This is a genomic window from Microbacterium sp. A93, from assembly GCF_051842835.1.
In genome coordinates this window covers 185,237-199,560 of sequence record NZ_JBPXMT010000002.1, presented here as the reverse complement: position 1 = coordinate 199,560, position 14,324 = coordinate 185,237, and the positions used below count along the sequence as shown (strand labels likewise).

The 14,324-nt window shown below is 69.8% G+C and carries 11 protein-coding genes; 3 read left to right on the top strand and 8 right to left on the bottom strand.

The window, feature by feature from the left end; translation table 11 throughout:
* Positions 1–2: 2 nt before the first annotated feature.
* The 5 genes from ACSU1G_RS05175 to ACSU1G_RS05155 are packed head-to-tail and all read right to left on the bottom strand — an operon-like array spanning position 3 to position 6,524.
* Positions 3–1,601, bottom strand: coding sequence for a hypothetical protein (locus ACSU1G_RS05175; protein ID WP_439278852.1), 1,599 nt, complete (start codon positions 1,599–1,601; stop codon positions 3–5).
* On the bottom strand, positions 1,598–3,028 hold the full coding sequence (locus tag ACSU1G_RS05170; RefSeq protein WP_439278851.1) for a biotin carboxylase N-terminal domain-containing protein: 1,431 nt from the start codon (positions 3,026–3,028) through the stop codon (positions 1,598–1,600). The genes ACSU1G_RS05175 and ACSU1G_RS05170 overlap by 4 nt, the downstream gene beginning before the upstream one ends.
* Entirely contained in the window at positions 3,025–3,528 is a 504-nt protein-coding gene (gene accB, locus ACSU1G_RS05165; protein WP_439278850.1) for an acetyl-CoA carboxylase biotin carboxyl carrier protein, read from the bottom strand. The genes ACSU1G_RS05170 and accB overlap by 4 nt, the downstream gene beginning before the upstream one ends.
* A 3-nt stretch (positions 3,529–3,531) precedes the next feature.
* Positions 3,532–4,641: a PEP/pyruvate-binding domain-containing protein gene (locus tag ACSU1G_RS05160; protein WP_439278849.1), complete on the bottom strand. Its 1,110-nt coding sequence runs from the start codon at positions 4,639–4,641 to the stop codon at positions 3,532–3,534.
* Positions 4,638–6,524 (bottom strand): PEP-utilizing enzyme, encoded by a 1,887-nt coding sequence (locus ACSU1G_RS05155; protein WP_439278848.1) that lies wholly within the window; start codon positions 6,522–6,524, stop codon positions 4,638–4,640. Before ACSU1G_RS05155 ends, ACSU1G_RS05160 begins: the two co-directional genes overlap by 4 nt.
* A gap of 127 nt (positions 6,525–6,651) precedes the next feature.
* On the opposite strand from ACSU1G_RS05155, the gene ACSU1G_RS05150 reads away from it, so the two are divergent.
* A complete protein-coding gene (locus ACSU1G_RS05150) occupies positions 6,652–7,419 on the top strand; it encodes an IclR family transcriptional regulator (RefSeq protein ID WP_439278847.1) in 768 nt (255 codons plus the stop codon).
* Positions 7,416–8,204, top strand: coding sequence for an IclR family transcriptional regulator (locus ACSU1G_RS05145; RefSeq protein ID WP_439278846.1), 789 nt, complete (start codon positions 7,416–7,418; stop codon positions 8,202–8,204). The genes ACSU1G_RS05150 and ACSU1G_RS05145 overlap by 4 nt, the downstream gene beginning before the upstream one ends.
* 23 nt (positions 8,205–8,227) lie before the next feature.
* Here ACSU1G_RS05145 and ACSU1G_RS05140 read toward each other — a convergent pair whose 3' ends face one another.
* Positions 8,228–8,983 (bottom strand): PIG-L deacetylase family protein, encoded by a 756-nt coding sequence (locus ACSU1G_RS05140; protein WP_439278845.1) that lies wholly within the window; start codon positions 8,981–8,983, stop codon positions 8,228–8,230.
* A 128-nt stretch (positions 8,984–9,111) separates the two neighbouring features.
* On the opposite strand from ACSU1G_RS05140, the gene ACSU1G_RS05135 reads away from it, so the two are divergent.
* Positions 9,112–10,023 (top strand): SDR family oxidoreductase, encoded by a 912-nt coding sequence (locus ACSU1G_RS05135; protein WP_439278844.1) that lies wholly within the window; start codon positions 9,112–9,114, stop codon positions 10,021–10,023.
* 35 nt (positions 10,024–10,058) lie between these two features.
* Here the strand turns inward: ACSU1G_RS05135 and ACSU1G_RS05130 are convergent, their stop codons facing one another.
* Both ACSU1G_RS05130 and ACSU1G_RS05125 read right to left on the bottom strand, forming a co-directional pair.
* Positions 10,059–11,615 (bottom strand): TIGR01777 family oxidoreductase, encoded by a 1,557-nt coding sequence (locus ACSU1G_RS05130; protein WP_439278843.1) that lies wholly within the window; start codon positions 11,613–11,615, stop codon positions 10,059–10,061.
* Between the two features lie 132 nt (positions 11,616–11,747).
* On the bottom strand, positions 11,748–14,249 hold the full coding sequence (locus tag ACSU1G_RS05125; RefSeq protein WP_439278842.1) for an S-layer homology domain-containing protein: 2,502 nt from the start codon (positions 14,247–14,249) through the stop codon (positions 11,748–11,750).
* Positions 14,250–14,324 lie beyond the last annotated feature (75 nt).

The window sequence follows — 14,324 nt, the reverse complement described above, 5'->3', positions numbered from 1 at the left end:
CATCACGAATCCTCCCGATGGACGTGGTCCCGCCGTGTCAGTCGGAGGTGCTGGTGGCCGCGGCGGATCTGCACGGAGCGCCAATTCGGCAGCGCGTTGACCGCACGGATGGCGTCCCCGAGGCTGTGCACCGGACCGGTGGCACCGCCCGTGACGGAGGACCCCGCACCACCCCACGCCGGGGCCGGCCCGGCAGCGAGGACGGCTTCCAGGACGTCCGGGGCCATCACGAGGCGCAGCAGCAGCTCCTCGTCCTCCACCGTCCGACCCAGCCGGGCCTGTTGCTCCGCCCGGAGCTCCTCGAGCGGCTTGTCATGGACGGGGTCCATGCTGAGTTCTCGGGCACGGGGAAGGGCGGCGACGCGCTCGCGGACCGAGGGGCTGATCTCGCCGACCGGTTCGCCGTAGTGGCCCAGCACGAAGCGGACCACCTCGTCCGGGATGTTGCTGTACCGTTCCCGGCCGGACTTGGCGGCCAGGACGTTCATCAGCGCCTGGCTGCCGACGAACTGGCTGAACGGGGTGACCATGATCGGGTACCCGAGCTCCGCCCGGACCCGGCCGGTCTCGGCGATGACGGCCGGAAGGTCGTCCTCAATCTTCAGCTCCCTCAGCTGGCGTTTGAGCGTGCCCATCATCCCCCCGGGGACCTGGTGCGCGTGCGGGGCCAGGTCGAACGGCATGGTCTGGCCAGCCGGCAGGTCGTTCTCCTCGGAGATGCGCCGGATGGTCGCCGCGGCCCGCTCGACGGCGGCCCGGTCGGCCCGGTAGGGGATGCCCAAGGCGTCGAGGTTGTCCAGGACGGACAGCATCTCCGGCTGGGCGGTGCCGTTGCCGAGTGCACCGATGCCCGTGTGCAGGACATCGACGCCGAGCTGCGCGGCCCGCATGTAGACCTGTGGGGCCTCCCCCGTGGTGCAGTGGCTGTGCAGCTCCAAGGGCTTGTCCCCCACTGCTTCGCGCAGGGCCGGGACGAGGTGGCCGATGCGGTCGTAGGTCAGCAGCCCACCGGGGTCCTTGAGGTAGACGGCATCGATGTTCGGGTCCTCGGCGTAGGCGCGGGCCGCCTGGACGTAGGCGTCGTCGGTGTGGACCGGGGATTCGGTGAACGTCGTGGCGGCCACGATGTACCCGATGCCCTCGTCCTTGGCCCAGGCGGCGATGGTCTGGTTGGCCGCGACATCGTTCAGGGGGTCGGCGATCTGCAGTCGTCCCAGGCCATGACGGGCCATGAGCCGCAGGGACAGGCGCATGACCGTCTCGGAGGCCCGGTCCCAGGACATGAACCGCATGCCCGTGGTGATGGCGGACAGGGGTACGCCGCCGGCGACGGCATGCATGCGCGAGATCCGTTCCCAGGGGTCCTCCCGGTGCGTCTTGGAACCCATCAGCAGATTGGTGGAGCTGGTGAAGTCGATGCCCTCGAGTCCGATCTGGGCCAGGTCTGGTCCCAGCGCCTCCACCATGCCGGTGGTCAGGCCCGTGGCGCCCCACAGGGACTGATTGCCGTCCCGCAGGGAGGTGTCCACGAAGCGCACGGGCGGCCGGGTGGCGGCGGGTGTGCGGCCGATCTCGGGGCTGGTCTCGGGGGTGGCGGTCATCGGTCCGCCTCCTTTCCTGGCGTGGCGGGCGCTGCGGGCTCCTGAGCGCCGGCGATGTGCTCCTCCCAGACGGGGCCGAACCAGGTGGTGGGAATGCCTCCGGCCCGGAAATCAGGATGGTTCAGGATGAAGTGGTGCAAGGCCAACGTGGTGGAGACTCCCTCGATGTGGGTCCGGCCCACTGCCGAGCTCAAGGCCGCCACCGCGGAGTCCCGGTCATGGGCGCGGACGATCAGCTTGGCCATGAGGCTGTCATAGAAGGGTGGGAACGAATAGTCCTCCTGCAGGTGGGTGTCCACCCGGATCCCGGGGCCCCGAGGCCACCTGATGGTGCTGATGCGTCCCGGGGCCGGACGGAAGTCCTGCAGCGGGTCCTCGGCGTTGATCCGCACCTCGATCGCGGTGGCGGGCGGCACCGGGGGGACCTCGGGCAGGCCGGGGTCTCGGCCGAGGGCCAGCAGCAGCTGTGCCGCCACGAGATCCACGCCGAAGGCCTCCTCGGTGACCGGGTGCTCCACCTGGATGCGGGCGTTCACCTCGAGGAAGATCACATCCTCCGAGCGCGTGTCCACCATGAACTCCACGGTCCCGGCACCGCGGTACCGCAACTGGCGGACCAGGGCCCGGGAGGCGTCATGGAGGATCCGGCGCCGGCCCTCCGACAGGCCGGGTGCTGGACACTCCTCGACGAGCTTCTGGTGGCGCCGCTGCACCGAGCAGTCGCGGTCACCGAAGATGAGGGCGTTGCCCTCACCGTCGCCGAAGACCTGCACCTCCACGTGGCGGGCCGCGCCGTAGTAGCGCTCCATGTAGAGCTCACCGTTGCCGAAGGCGGCAGTGGCCTCGGCGGCGGCCTGCGGGGCGAGCGTCAGTAGGGAGTCGACATCGGGGGCCAGCCGGATGCCACGTCCGCCGCCGCCGTGGACGGCCTTGACGAGCAGGGGGTAGCCGACCTCCTCGCCGAGGGCCCGCAGATGGTCGGCATCGTGCGGATCGTCGATCGCGGCGGCCACGGCCACCGGGGCACCCGCCTCGACGGCGACCCGGCGGGCGCTGGACTTGTCGCCCACGGCCCGCAGCGTCTCGGCGCGCGGCCCGGCGAAGGCGATGCCCTCGGACTCCAGCATCTCCGTCAGTTCGGGCTGTTCGCTGAGGAATCCGTAGCCGGGGTGGACCACGTTGGCGCCGGTCTGGACGGCGGCCTGGGCGATGAGCTCTGGCCGGAGATAGGATTGGCCGGCTTGGGCCGGGCCGATGACCACGGTCTCATCGGCCAGCTTCGCCCCGAGGGAGTCCCGGTCTGCGGCACTGACGGCCAGGACGGCGCGGGCTCCGATCCGGTGGGCGGCCTCGATGACGCGGACGGCGATCTCACCGCGGTTGGCCACGAGGACCGTGGGCACCTCGGCCTCCGGCGCGGGGCTCATGAGTCCTCCGGGGTGATGTACAGCAGGTCCTCACCGAACTCCACGGCCTGGCCGTCCTCGGCGGCGAAGCCGGAGACGGTGCCGGCGACCCCGGCCTGAACAGGGTTCATCAGCTTCATGACCTCGATGATGCCGATGGTGGTCTCCGCCGTGACGCTGTCCCCCTCGGTGACGAACGGCAGGGCGCCGGGGGAGGGGCTGCGGTAGAAGAAGCCGACCATCGGGGATGTCACCGGAGTGCCGCGGGAGGCCATCGTGGCGGACTCAGCGGCGGGTTCAGCGGCCGGTGCGGCGGCAGCGGCGGGCGGGGGGGCCGGCGTCGTGGGCTGCGGAACTGCTGCGGGGGTCACCGGGGCGATTGTCGGCTCGGGGAGCGCACCCCGGGACATCCGCACCGAGATGTCGTCGTACTCGACCGCGACGTTGTCGAAGTCGGAGCCGTCGAGCTCGGTGATCAGTTGGACCAGGTCGTCCCAGGAGGGGCGTGAGTTCTCGGTCATTGTTCAGGATCCTTTCGAGGCGGACGAGATCATGCCGAGCAGGCCGGCGGTGGCGCCCTTGTCCTTCGTGCGGGCGTTCTGTTCTTCCTTGCGCTTCTTCCAGTTCGTCTCCGGGCGTGACTGAAGGAGCATGACCTGACTGCTGCCGTCCGGGCGGCGTTCCAGGGCCCATTCGATGTCCTGGGGCTGGCCGTAGTGCTTCTCCACCCGGATGGCGATCTCGGCCAGCTGCAGCACCTCTTGCTCGGTCAGGCAGGCCCGGCTGCGCCGCTCCGGGTCGACGTCGCGCAACTCGATGCCGGTGGCAGCGGCATTGGGGACATACTCATGGGCCTTGTCTGCGACGCGGGTGTCCCGGAGGGTCGGCCCGATCTTGGAGAGCCAGTACTCATCCGGGGTGACCTCGCCGGAGACCACTGCCTGGCCGAGGCCATAGCTGGCATTGATGGCGATCACGGAGCGGTCGCCGGTGGTCGGGCTGACGGTGAAGGTCACGCCGGCGACATCGGCATCTGCCATCAGCTGTACGGCCACGGAGATGCGGGAGGCCTCGGCGCCCTCGGTGTCTTCCATGCCCGCGCGGTAGGAGATCGCCTGGGGCGTGTACAGGCTGGCCCAGCACTCGCGGACCTTCGCCACCACGTCCTCGGCGCCGCTGACCCAGAGAAAGGTCTCCTGCTGGCCGGCGAAGCTTGCCGCATCGCCGTCCTCGTCCGTGGCGGAGGACCGGACGGCGACGGGGATGCGCTCCGACTCGGTGTCGGTGAGGCCGCGCAGCTCAGCGGTTTCGGCGGCGAGCGCACGGTAGGCGTTGGTGATCTCGCGCTCGAGGGACTCCGGCAGCGGCCGGTGCAGGATGAGCTCCACGGCCCGGTCGTGGGCCTGCTGCAGCTGCTGTGGGCCGGCATCCCGGGTGCCCTGGACGAGGTCCTGCAGGTCTTGGCGCAGGCTCGAGGCATCGCGGAAGTCCTCGAAGGCCGCCACGGTGATGGCGAAGCCGTCCGGAACGGGCAGTCCGGCGCCGACCATCTCACCGAGGCTGGCGCACTTGCCGCCCACTGTGTCGCGGTCGGTGGCGCGCAGTTCGCCGAAGGGGCGTACATAGGTGGTCATCGCGCTGCCTCCACTACTTCCTGGTCCTCGGGTGCTGACGGGTCATCGAGGAGCGTCACGGTTCCGGCGTTGCCGTCCACGCGGATCAGCTGGCCGGTGGTGATGTTGGAGGTGCCGAATCCGACACCGACGACGGCCGGCAGCTCGTACTCGCGGGAGACGATGGCGGCGTGGCACATGATCCCGCCGATGTCCGACACGGCGCCGCGGATGCGGCCGAACACGGTGGTCCAGCTCGGGCTGGTCACGGGGGCGACGAGGATCTCGCCGTCCTGGACCGTGTCCAGCTCATCCGGGCGCATCACCACACGGGCGCGGCCCTCGGCCACGCCGGGGGACCCGGCGAATCCGGTGAGCACATTCGAACCGGAGCCCCCGTCCTGGGCGTCAAGCCAGCGGTCCACGGTCTCGGGGGTGATGCCCCACAGCATGATCGTCAGCGGTTCGTTGACCTCGCCCGGAACGGGGCCCAGGGCCGGCGGCGGGGACCAGGCATCGAGGGCCTTGTAGATCTCGCGGCGGCGGGCGATGATCGCGGGCCAGTGGAAGCCGCCCTGCGGCGTGCCCCCGGCGCCCCAGGCCATCTGCAGGTCGTAGACGGCCTCCTCGACCTCGGCCCGGCGCAGGTAGAAGAGGTCCTCGACGTCGTCCCAGAAGCCCCACTCGACGAACTTCGCGCTGAACTCGCGGACCTTGTTCCAGAAGCCGGTGAGGAACCAGTGCTCCACGTAGAAGTTGTGGTTCTCCACGTAGGGGAAGACCGTGCGGGCCAGGCCGAGTGCCTCGTCGAAGCCGGACAGGTCGTCCGCGTCCAGCAGCTCACGGTAGTTCGCCGTGATCTTGTCCCGCTCGACCTGAAGCCGCTCCAGGGGGCGGGTCAGGTCGTGTCCGGCGCGCAGCTGCCCGATGTAGTCGCCGATCGCCTGCAGGGGCATGGACAGGTCGTCCACCCAACTGCGATGTGAGTGGTACATGCCCGAGCCGTACGAGAAGTTGAACCAGGGGTCCTTGGCCTGGTCCAGGGCTGCCAGCCAGGTCTTCCCGGCCTCGTCCACCAGGTTCGAGCGCAGTTGATCCTCCGAGGACGAGGCCATGACGGCCTCTGAGACCCCGAGCTCCTCGGCCCGGCGGGCCAGGGCACGCAGCTCGTCGTCGGGCCGGAACAGGAGCACGTCGATCCCGGAGACCATCCGGGACACCGTCTGGTCGTCGATCTCGGGGAAGTGTTCCTTGCAGAGGGTGAGGAACTGCAGATATGCGGCATAGCCGAGGTTGAGGAACTCTGAATGCAGCGTCCAGATCTGGTCCCCGGCCTCCAGCAGACGGTGGTATCCGGACAGCAGCAGATTGCCCTGAGTGGGTCCGCGGTCCTCCAACACCCTCTCGACGGGTTCGAATTCGCTGAGTTCGGGCACCTCGATCTCGTAGACGCTCTTGATGGCGTCGGTCACCCGGGTCTCCCACTCCGCGTAGAGGCTGTCCCAGTTCTGGAAGTAGTGACCGGCGCGCCGGGCGAACTCCTCGGCGCGGCGGGCCTGGGTCTGCTCGTCCGGCGCGGGAAGTGCGGACATGTAGGTATAGCCGTTGATGACCCGCACGTCCAGGCCCAAGGCCGGCGGCAGGGCGAAGACTCGGGTGTTGGTGACGCCCGTGCCGGTGAAGGACCCGTCGATCACCGCGTGATCGAAGGGGTAGGAGACCTCGGGGAAGTGCAGCGAGTTCCGGAACCAGGTCTTCTGAGAGTCCTCCTCACGGCGGGCCTCGAGGAACAGGTTGTGATAGGAGTACATCTCCTCCCAACCCTCGGCACCCGCCGGCGTCTCGATGCCGTAGGGATCGGGGAAGGTGCGTGCGCTGGCGGGTGCCGCCGGATCGATGGCCATGGTTGCTCCTGAGAACGGATGGGACTTCTCGTGTCTCCACGAGCATGGGCGAAGGTGATGGGGATCACGAGCTTGCTTTCCACTGAGTGAAAAAGGGATCATGGGTCGAGCCCACGGAGGGATACTCATGAGCGCTGCCGGAACGCCGATGCCGGAGGTCGGGAAGACCACCGTCCCCGCCGGGGGCAGCTCCGTGGCGGAGCGTGTCTTCATGGTGCTGCTGGCCTTCGGGCCCCGGCACCGTCTGATGACGCAGTCCGAGATCGCTCGGCGCATTGATCTGCCGGTGGCCACGGTGCATCGGATGCTGCACAAGCTGGAGGACATGGGTGCCGTCGAACGGAACGCCGAGGGGCGCTACGGGATCGGGCCCTTGATGTGGCGAATGGGCATTCTGGCTCCCACCCACGACGTCATCGGGCGGGGCGGGCGTCCCTTACTGATGTCCCTCAGTGCCCGGAGCGCTGCGGACGTGAGGGTGCTCAGCTATTTCGACGAGGCCGCCATGTGCGTGGATGAGATCCACCAGGCTTCCTTGTCCGCAGACTCCGGCCTCGGGGAGATGCACCCGCTGCACGCCAGCGCTGGGGGCATCGCCGTGGCAGCTCAATTGACCTCGGAGGTCCGGCAGCGGCTGCGGTTGACCCGGCCCGTCTACGAGGACCTCGAGCGCTCGGTCGCCCTCGCCGGGAGGCAGCTGCACGTGGAGGTGCACCGACCGGCCACCACCGAGCTGGCCGTGGTACTGGAGGTCACGGACCGCCCGCCCATGGCGCTGCAGATCAGCTTTCCCATGGCGCCCGGAACGGAACGCCGCTCCGTCCAGAGGCTGCCGCTCCTGCGGGAGGCGGCTCGCTCCCTGACCACCATCCTCAACGAAAGGCCCCGGCCATGACCCCACGAGTCAGCGCCGAGGGACTGCCTCCGGCGCCGAAGTCCGTGGTCGCACGGGCCCTGCTGATCCTTGGCCAGTTCAGCGCGACCACGCCGTCCATGACCATCAGCCAGCTGTCGCGCGCCACTGGTCTGCCGGTGGCCACGGTGTTCCGGCTGTTGGGGGAACTCGAGACCGGTCAGTTCGTCCAACGGGCAGGCCATGGCCAGTTCCGACTGGGCAACCGATTGTGGGAGATGGGTCTGCTGACCCCATTGCACGGCCGGCTTCGGGAGACGGCCCTGCCCTTCCTCCTCAACCTCCAGTACAAGACCCGGGAGACGGTCCAGTTCGCCATCCCCAATGGGGATGCCGCCCTGTACATCGAGAAGCTGACGCATGAGGAGGCCGTGCCCCAGCAGAGCCGCATCGGATCGCCCATGCCGTGGCACGGAACCGGGGTCGGCAAGGTGATGCTGGCGTTCGGTGACGACGCCACCCGTGATGAGGTCCTGGGCCAGCCCCTGATCGCACACACGCCTGAGACCCTGGTGGACCCGGATGCCTTGCGCCGCGAACTGCTCGCCATCCGGGAACGCGGGTACTCCACGAGCGCCGGGGAATACGTGGCCGGCTCGACCTCCATTGCCGCGCCGGTGATGGTCCACGGGGTGGTCCTGGCCGCCGTCGGAATCGTCAATTACCGCATGGATGCGGGCCTTGAGCGCTTCAGCGAAGCTCTTCTGCATGCCGCGCACGGTATCTCCCGGCGGCTGGAGGACACGGACGGCCTCGTCGGGCAGTAGTCTCCGCCCGACCGGGGCCTCGGTCAGTCTCCGGAGCCGCCCAGCCCGCCCAGGTCGAAGACCCGGAACACCACCGCGTGGTCCACGCCCGCGCGCACGCCGCCCTCCCGCAGGATCTCGGGGATGAACTCCTCCGGCTTCGGATGACCGGTCACGTGTTTCAGATAGGCCTCGTGGCATTCCAGAGAGGCGACGGCGGCGCCCACCGCCGCGTCGTCCACGGCTGCCGCGTGGGTCGGGCGCTCGTGGCCGGCCACCAGCAGGGCGTCGGTGTGCCACGCCGGAAGGCCTTCCTCCTCGGCCAGCTCGCGGAAGACCCACGGGTTGTCGGCGTCCCGGACGGCGTCCACCACGGCCATCCCCGCGGCCCGGTGGTCGGCCTGGTTCAGCCCGCCATAGGCCTCGAAGTCGAAGTTGGCCGTGACCACCGCATCGGGCCGGACGGTGCGGACCACGCGGGCGATGTCCCGGCGCAGGCTCAGCCCGTACTCGAGCATCCCGTCCGGATGGTCCAGGATCAGCAGGTCCCCCACGCCCACCTCGTCACAGGCGTTGCGCTGTTCGGTGGCCCGCAGCGGCCCGACGACGTCCGGCGGCTCGGCCATGCCGGCCTCTCCCGCGGTCAGCTGCAGGTAGGTGACCTCCACGCCCCGGGCGGTCCAGGCCGCCACGGCCGCCGAGGTGCCGTACTCCATGTCATCCGGATGGGCGACCACGCAGAGCACGCGGGACCAGCCGGCGTCGGGTAGCGGGGCGAGCAGCGGTTCGGTGCCGGTCATTTGTTCTCCCGATCTGAGGGGTGCTGTTCCAACCCAGCGTACGTGGGCCGCGGGCCCCTGTCGGCGGTCCGCCGCTGCCCCTAGGGTGGCAGCAGGAGACCGACACGATCCCACGGACAGAGGACACCATGAACCACGAGGACATGACCCAGGCCGGGCGGCACGCACAGTCCATGGCGGGATCCGACGGCACCATGCCGGCTCAACAGCAGGAGCCGCCCGGGCTGACGGCGCCGATGGACCCGGTGCCGGACCACGGGGAGTCCAGCTGGGTGGGCCGGGGCCGGCTGGAGGGTCTCAAGGCGCTCATCACGGGCGGGGACTCGGGCATCGGCCGGGCCGTGGCGATCGCCTTCGCCCGGGAGGGCGCGGACGTGGCCATCAACTATCTGCCGGAGGAGGCCGAGGACGCCTCGGACACCATCGGCTGGATCGACAAGGCCGGCCGGAACGCCGTGGCCGTGCCCGGGGACCTGCGGGACGAGGACGCCTGCCGGCGCATCGCGGAGGAGGCGGTGGCGGGCCTGGGCGGACTGAACATCCTGGTCAACAACGCCGGATATCACTGGGCGCGCGGCGAATCCGGGCTCGGCGGGCTGCGCACCGAGGACCTGGACCGCGCGGTGAAGACGAATCTCTACGGGACCCTGTGGCTGAGCCGGGCCTGCCTGCCCCACCTGGGCGCGGGGGACAGCATCATCATCACGACGTCGGTCCAGGCCTACCAGCCCTCCGAGACGATGATCGACTACGCCGCCACCAAGGCGGCCCTGAACAACGTGACGGCGAACCTGGCCGGTGAGCTGGGACCACAGGGAATCCGGGTGAACGCGGTGGCCCCGGGGCCGGTGTGGACGCCGCTGCAGCCGGCCACCAAGGAACCGGAGGCGGTGTCCCACATGGGCGCAGACACGCCGTTGGGTCGCATCGGCCAACCGGCTGAACTCGCAGGGGCCTACGTGTTCCTGGCAAGCCCGGCGGAGGCCAGCTTCGTCTCCGGATCGGTGCTCGGCGTGACCGGCGGTCTGCCGGTCTTCTAAGCCGTGGGCGCTCTGAGCCGTCGGTATCAGTACTATCAGCGGCCGAGCAGGTGCTTCAGCGCCGCGGTCAGTTCAGTGTGGCGGAAGGTGTACCCGGAGTCGACGGCACGGTCCGCGCGGGCCTTCTGGTCAGCCTCCACGAGCAGGCGGTTGCCCTCAGAGCCGAGGACCGCGGTGGGGGCGGCCGCCGGCAGGGGCACGGCCGAGGGGCGGCGGAGCACGGTGCCGAGGGTGGCGGCGAAGTCGCGTGACTGCACCGGATGCGGCGCCACTCCGTTGAGGGGCCCCTGGACCTCGCGGCCCAGGGCGGCATGGGCGAAGAGCCCCACGATGTCCTCGATGGAGATCCAGCTCTGCCACGGGTTGCGGTCCCTGCCCGTGCCGAGCGGGCCGCCGGCCCCGAGCAGGAACAGCGGCAGCACCTGCTGGAGGATGCCGCCGGCAGGCGTCAGGACCAGACCGGTGCGGATCATGGCGGTCCGGACCCCGGCTCGCGTGGCCGGTGCCGTGGCCCGCTCCCACTGCTGGCACATCTCGGCCAGGAAGTCGTCACCGGGCTGATCGGTCTCGCGCAGCCCCTGTCCGTCCGGGCCGGCGCCGGCCTCGGCGCCGTAGTAGCCGATCGCCGAGGCGTTGACGAGCGAGCGCTCCCGGCCGTCCTCGGCCAGCTCCGCGAGGGTCCGGGCGAGCAGCCCGGTGGCGGTCAGCCGGGACTGCAGCATCTCCGCCCGGTGAGTTTCGGTCAGTCGCCCCCCGATGGTCTCCCCGGAGAGGTTGACCACGGCGTCGACCTCCCGGAGGGCCTCGGTATCCAGGCGACCGGCTGCCGGATCCCAGGACACGGTGTCCACCGCCGTCGCAGCGGCGGCCCGGGACCCGCCGCGGACCAGCCGGATCACCCGGTGGCCGCCGCCGGTCAACAGCGCGCACAACTGGGTGCCGATCAGCCCGCTGGCCCCGGAGACGGCGATCGTCAACGGGCCGCCGGCGACCTGCCCGTGGTAGCCGGTGTGGAAGTCCAGGTCACCGATCAGTTGCGCGGCCCGGAAGTCGAACTGCCGCTCCAGTTCGTCCTCGAGGCGTTCCTCCGTCCACCGGCCGGCCCGGGACCAGGCGGCACCTTTGCGGCGCAGCACGGCGCCGGCGGGCAGCTCGTACTCGATGTGGTCCACCACCACGCAGCCCGGCGCGCCCTCGGCCGTGTCCGCCTCACCGGGCGCGGCATCCTCGAAGGTGTGCGTGTGGACCCAGGACTTCAGGGGACCGGAGGACATTTCGTCGCGGAACATGTGTCCCGGATCCAGGGCCGTGTGGAGTGAGGTCCACGGGGCCTCGGGGGCGAACCACTGGGGCAGTCGGAAGGGCAACACGGTCTTGGCCAGGCCGGCCGCGGACTCCAGGCCCAGGCCCAAAGAGCCCGGGGCGCCCACGCCCAATCGGGCGACGGAGCCGACGTCGAGCCCCTCCGGTTCCCGGCGGACGGAACCGGCGAACGGCGGCGTCAGGCGGACCAGAGCACCCGGCCTGGAATGCCAGCGAAACACGGTGGAACGGTCGTGGGGGACCAGCGTACGGCGTTCGAAGACGGGCATGTGACCACTCTTCCACACGCTTCCACTGCCCCACACGGACTTCCCCTTCAGGCACAGAGTGACCCCGCCCCCGCCGTGGTGACGGGGTGGGGTCACTCTGTGCCTGGTGGTCAGTCGGTGATCAATCGGTGGTCAGTCGGTGGTGGTGAGGTCGTACTGGTACATGACCTTGGCGACCTCCCCGCGGTTGATGGGGGTGAACGGGCGGTAGTCCCCGTCGGTGTAGCCGTTGACCAGTCCCTCGGAGGCGGCCCAGGCGATCGCCTCGTAGTGGGTGCTGGAGGTCGGCACGTCTTCGAACGCCGACTCTTTCGGGGCCGTGAAGTCCTCTGGGCCCGCCGCCCGGTAGAGGAACGTCACGAACTCCGAGCGGGTCACGTCCCGGCCCGGGCGGAAGGTGCCGTCCGTGTAACCGGTCGTGACCTCGTGGGCGTCGTCGGCGGCCCAGGCGATCGGGGTGAAGTGCGGGGCACCGACCGGCACGTCCGGGAAGACTGCCACCGCCGGGTCCGCGGTGTAGTCCGGGGCCAGGTACCGCTGCAGGAAGGCCACCGACTCACCGCGGGTGATCTCCTGGCCCTTGCGGTAGGTGCCGTCGGCGTAACCGGTCGTCACGCCCTCGGTCTGCATCCACCGCACCGGGGCGTAGTACACGGACCCCGGCAGGTTGTCCGAGAAGTCCTCCGGGGCGGGGGCGGGGGCGTCGGCACCGTCCCGATCCGTGGTGAAGGTGACCACGTCGTCATAGACCCGGCGTTCGGTGCCCACCAGGTTGTACTCGCTGTCCAGCTCCGGGAAGACATAGACCGGGGTCAGGGTGACCTCGGTGCCTTCGGCCACGTGCTTCAGGTCGATCTGCAGGTGGCCGTAGTGCAGGCCCCCGTCCTCGAGCTGGAGCACACCGTCGCGCTCCACCCACGTCTCGGGTTCATCGGCGGCGGCCGTCCACTCGGAGGAGCTGTTGAAGCGCAGTGGCTCGTAGACGCCGTCCTCGTTCTGCGCGAGCTGCTCGCCGCGCAGGCCGTCGGCGGCCACACCCACGTCGAAGGAGTGGAAGCCCTGCCCGTCTCCGTCGGCGTCCACCCAGGACCGCTCGAACATCTCGTCATGGCCGGAGATCACGGCGGAGACGCCGTAGTCCTCGAACATCGGGGTGTAGGCGCGCATGGCGGTGCCAGACTGGTTGTCCGGGTGCTCGTGGTTCGGCGGGGTGCCATGGACCCCGTTGGAGTAGGCGGCGTGGTGGAACTGGACCAGGACCACCTGGTCCCTCTCCCGGGCGTCCGCCAGCTGCTCCTCGGCCCAAGCCCACTGCTCCGTGCCCTCATTGAAGTTGGGCAGGTCCACGTCCTCGTCGTTGCTGCCCGGGAAGACGTCTTTGAACGCCTCTGTGTAGGTCTCCATGGTGAACATGCCCTGGGTGTCCGTGGAGAGGTTCTCATCGGTCAGGTTCGAGTCGTCGCCGGAGAACACCTCGCCGGATAGCTCGCCGGTGCGGGTGTCCTCATCCGGGAGGCCGTTGGTGGAATCGAGGGACAGGATCGTCACCGGTCCGTAGTCGGTCCGGTAGTAGGAGCCGCGGTACTGCGCGTTCTCCGGATCCGCTCCGGCACCGGTCCGTTCGAAGTAGGAGTGGTACTTGTTGCGGGAGATCACGGCGGGGGACTGGTCCTCGGCCGTGCCGTAGCCCCCGTTGATGGAGGCGAAGGTCTCCCAGTTGCCCAGGGCGGTCAGCAGCGGGACGCGGGAGGCCAGATCACCGTGCTCGCCGGCGAAGTAGCCGAAGAACTCGTCCCACCCCGGCTGGTACCCGCCGCCCTGGGCCAGGTCCCCGGCTACCAGCATGAGGTCCGGCTCGGCGGCCTCGATGTGCTTGAGGTTCTCCTGCAGCGCGGTGTCCTGGTCCAGCGGGTAGTTCAGGGTGAAGGCGCCGTAGCGGGTGGCGTGGCCGAACTTCTCATCCCAGGCGGAACCTTCTCCGGGCCGATCCAGGGAGTCCTCGGTGTAGCCGTTGACGGGGGACTGCTCCCACTCCCGGTGCTCCGTCCGGCCGTAGGGCTCGGTCTCGGTGTCGGAGAAGGCCACGATGCGCAGCTCGTCCCAGTCCGCCCCGGGGCCCGTGGTGACGGTGGACTCGTGGGTCTGAGAGCCCTGTGTGACCGCATAGTCCACGGTGAGGCCGGGCTCCAGGTTCGGGATGGTCACCCGGTGCTTGTAGTTGTCCGCGCCCTTGAGCCAGGAGCCCTGCTCCAGCCCGTCGATATCCTGGGCCAGTTCCGCCTCGGTGTAGCCGAGCAACGGCTGATGCTCCGGCTCCGAGGTCAGCGTCATATCGGGGGAGTCCTCGCCGGGGTAGCGCACCACCACGGTGCCCGGCTCCTCGGTCTCCGAGAACCAGACCAGGTCCGCGGACTCGTCTGAGGGCTCCATGATGTACGGCAGTACACGGAATCCGCTTCCCGATGACTGCGTGGACTGCGTGGCGGTGACAGCCGTGGCATCCTGCGCTGTGGCAACCGGGGTGGTGGCGCCGGCCGGGGTGACGGCCACGGTGCCGACCAGCACGGCGGCGGCCAGGAGGCCGAGGCCGACACGGCGGACCGGACGGTGGGGAGGGTGGGCGCGGAGATGCATGGGTTCCTCTGCGGTGGTGCGGGCGGGCGGGTGACCACGCCAGTGTCTCGTCCACAGGCGACGAGAGGGTGGCCG

Excerpts from the sequence above, each read along its gene's own strand:
- ACSU1G_RS05140 (WP_439278845.1), bottom strand. The coding sequence starts at position 8,983 with ATGACCGGCACCGAACCGCTGCTCGCCCCGCTACCCGACGCCGGCTGG.
- ACSU1G_RS05170 (WP_439278851.1), bottom strand. The coding sequence starts at position 3,028 with ATGAGCCCCGCGCCGGAGGCCGAGGTGCCCACGGTCCTCGTGGCCAAC.
- ACSU1G_RS05175 (WP_439278852.1), bottom strand. The coding sequence starts at position 1,601 with ATGACCGCCACCCCCGAGACCAGCCCCGAGATCGGCCGCACACCCGCC.
- ACSU1G_RS05145 (WP_439278846.1), top strand. The coding sequence starts at position 7,416 with ATGACCCCACGAGTCAGCGCCGAGGGACTGCCTCCGGCGCCGAAGTCC.
- accB (WP_439278850.1), bottom strand. The coding sequence starts at position 3,528 with ATGACCGAGAACTCACGCCCCTCCTGGGACGACCTGGTCCAACTGATC.
- ACSU1G_RS05160 (WP_439278849.1), bottom strand. The coding sequence starts at position 4,641 with ATGACCACCTATGTACGCCCCTTCGGCGAACTGCGCGCCACCGACCGC.
- ACSU1G_RS05125 (WP_439278842.1), bottom strand. The coding sequence starts at position 14,249 with ATGCATCTCCGCGCCCACCCTCCCCACCGTCCGGTCCGCCGTGTCGGC.
- ACSU1G_RS05130 (WP_439278843.1), bottom strand. The coding sequence starts at position 11,615 with ATGCCCGTCTTCGAACGCCGTACGCTGGTCCCCCACGACCGTTCCACC.
- ACSU1G_RS05155 (WP_439278848.1), bottom strand. The coding sequence starts at position 6,524 with ATGGCCATCGATCCGGCGGCACCCGCCAGCGCACGCACCTTCCCCGAT.
- ACSU1G_RS05150 (WP_439278847.1), top strand. The coding sequence starts at position 6,652 with ATGAGCGCTGCCGGAACGCCGATGCCGGAGGTCGGGAAGACCACCGTC.
- ACSU1G_RS05135 (WP_439278844.1), top strand. The coding sequence starts at position 9,112 with ATGAACCACGAGGACATGACCCAGGCCGGGCGGCACGCACAGTCCATG.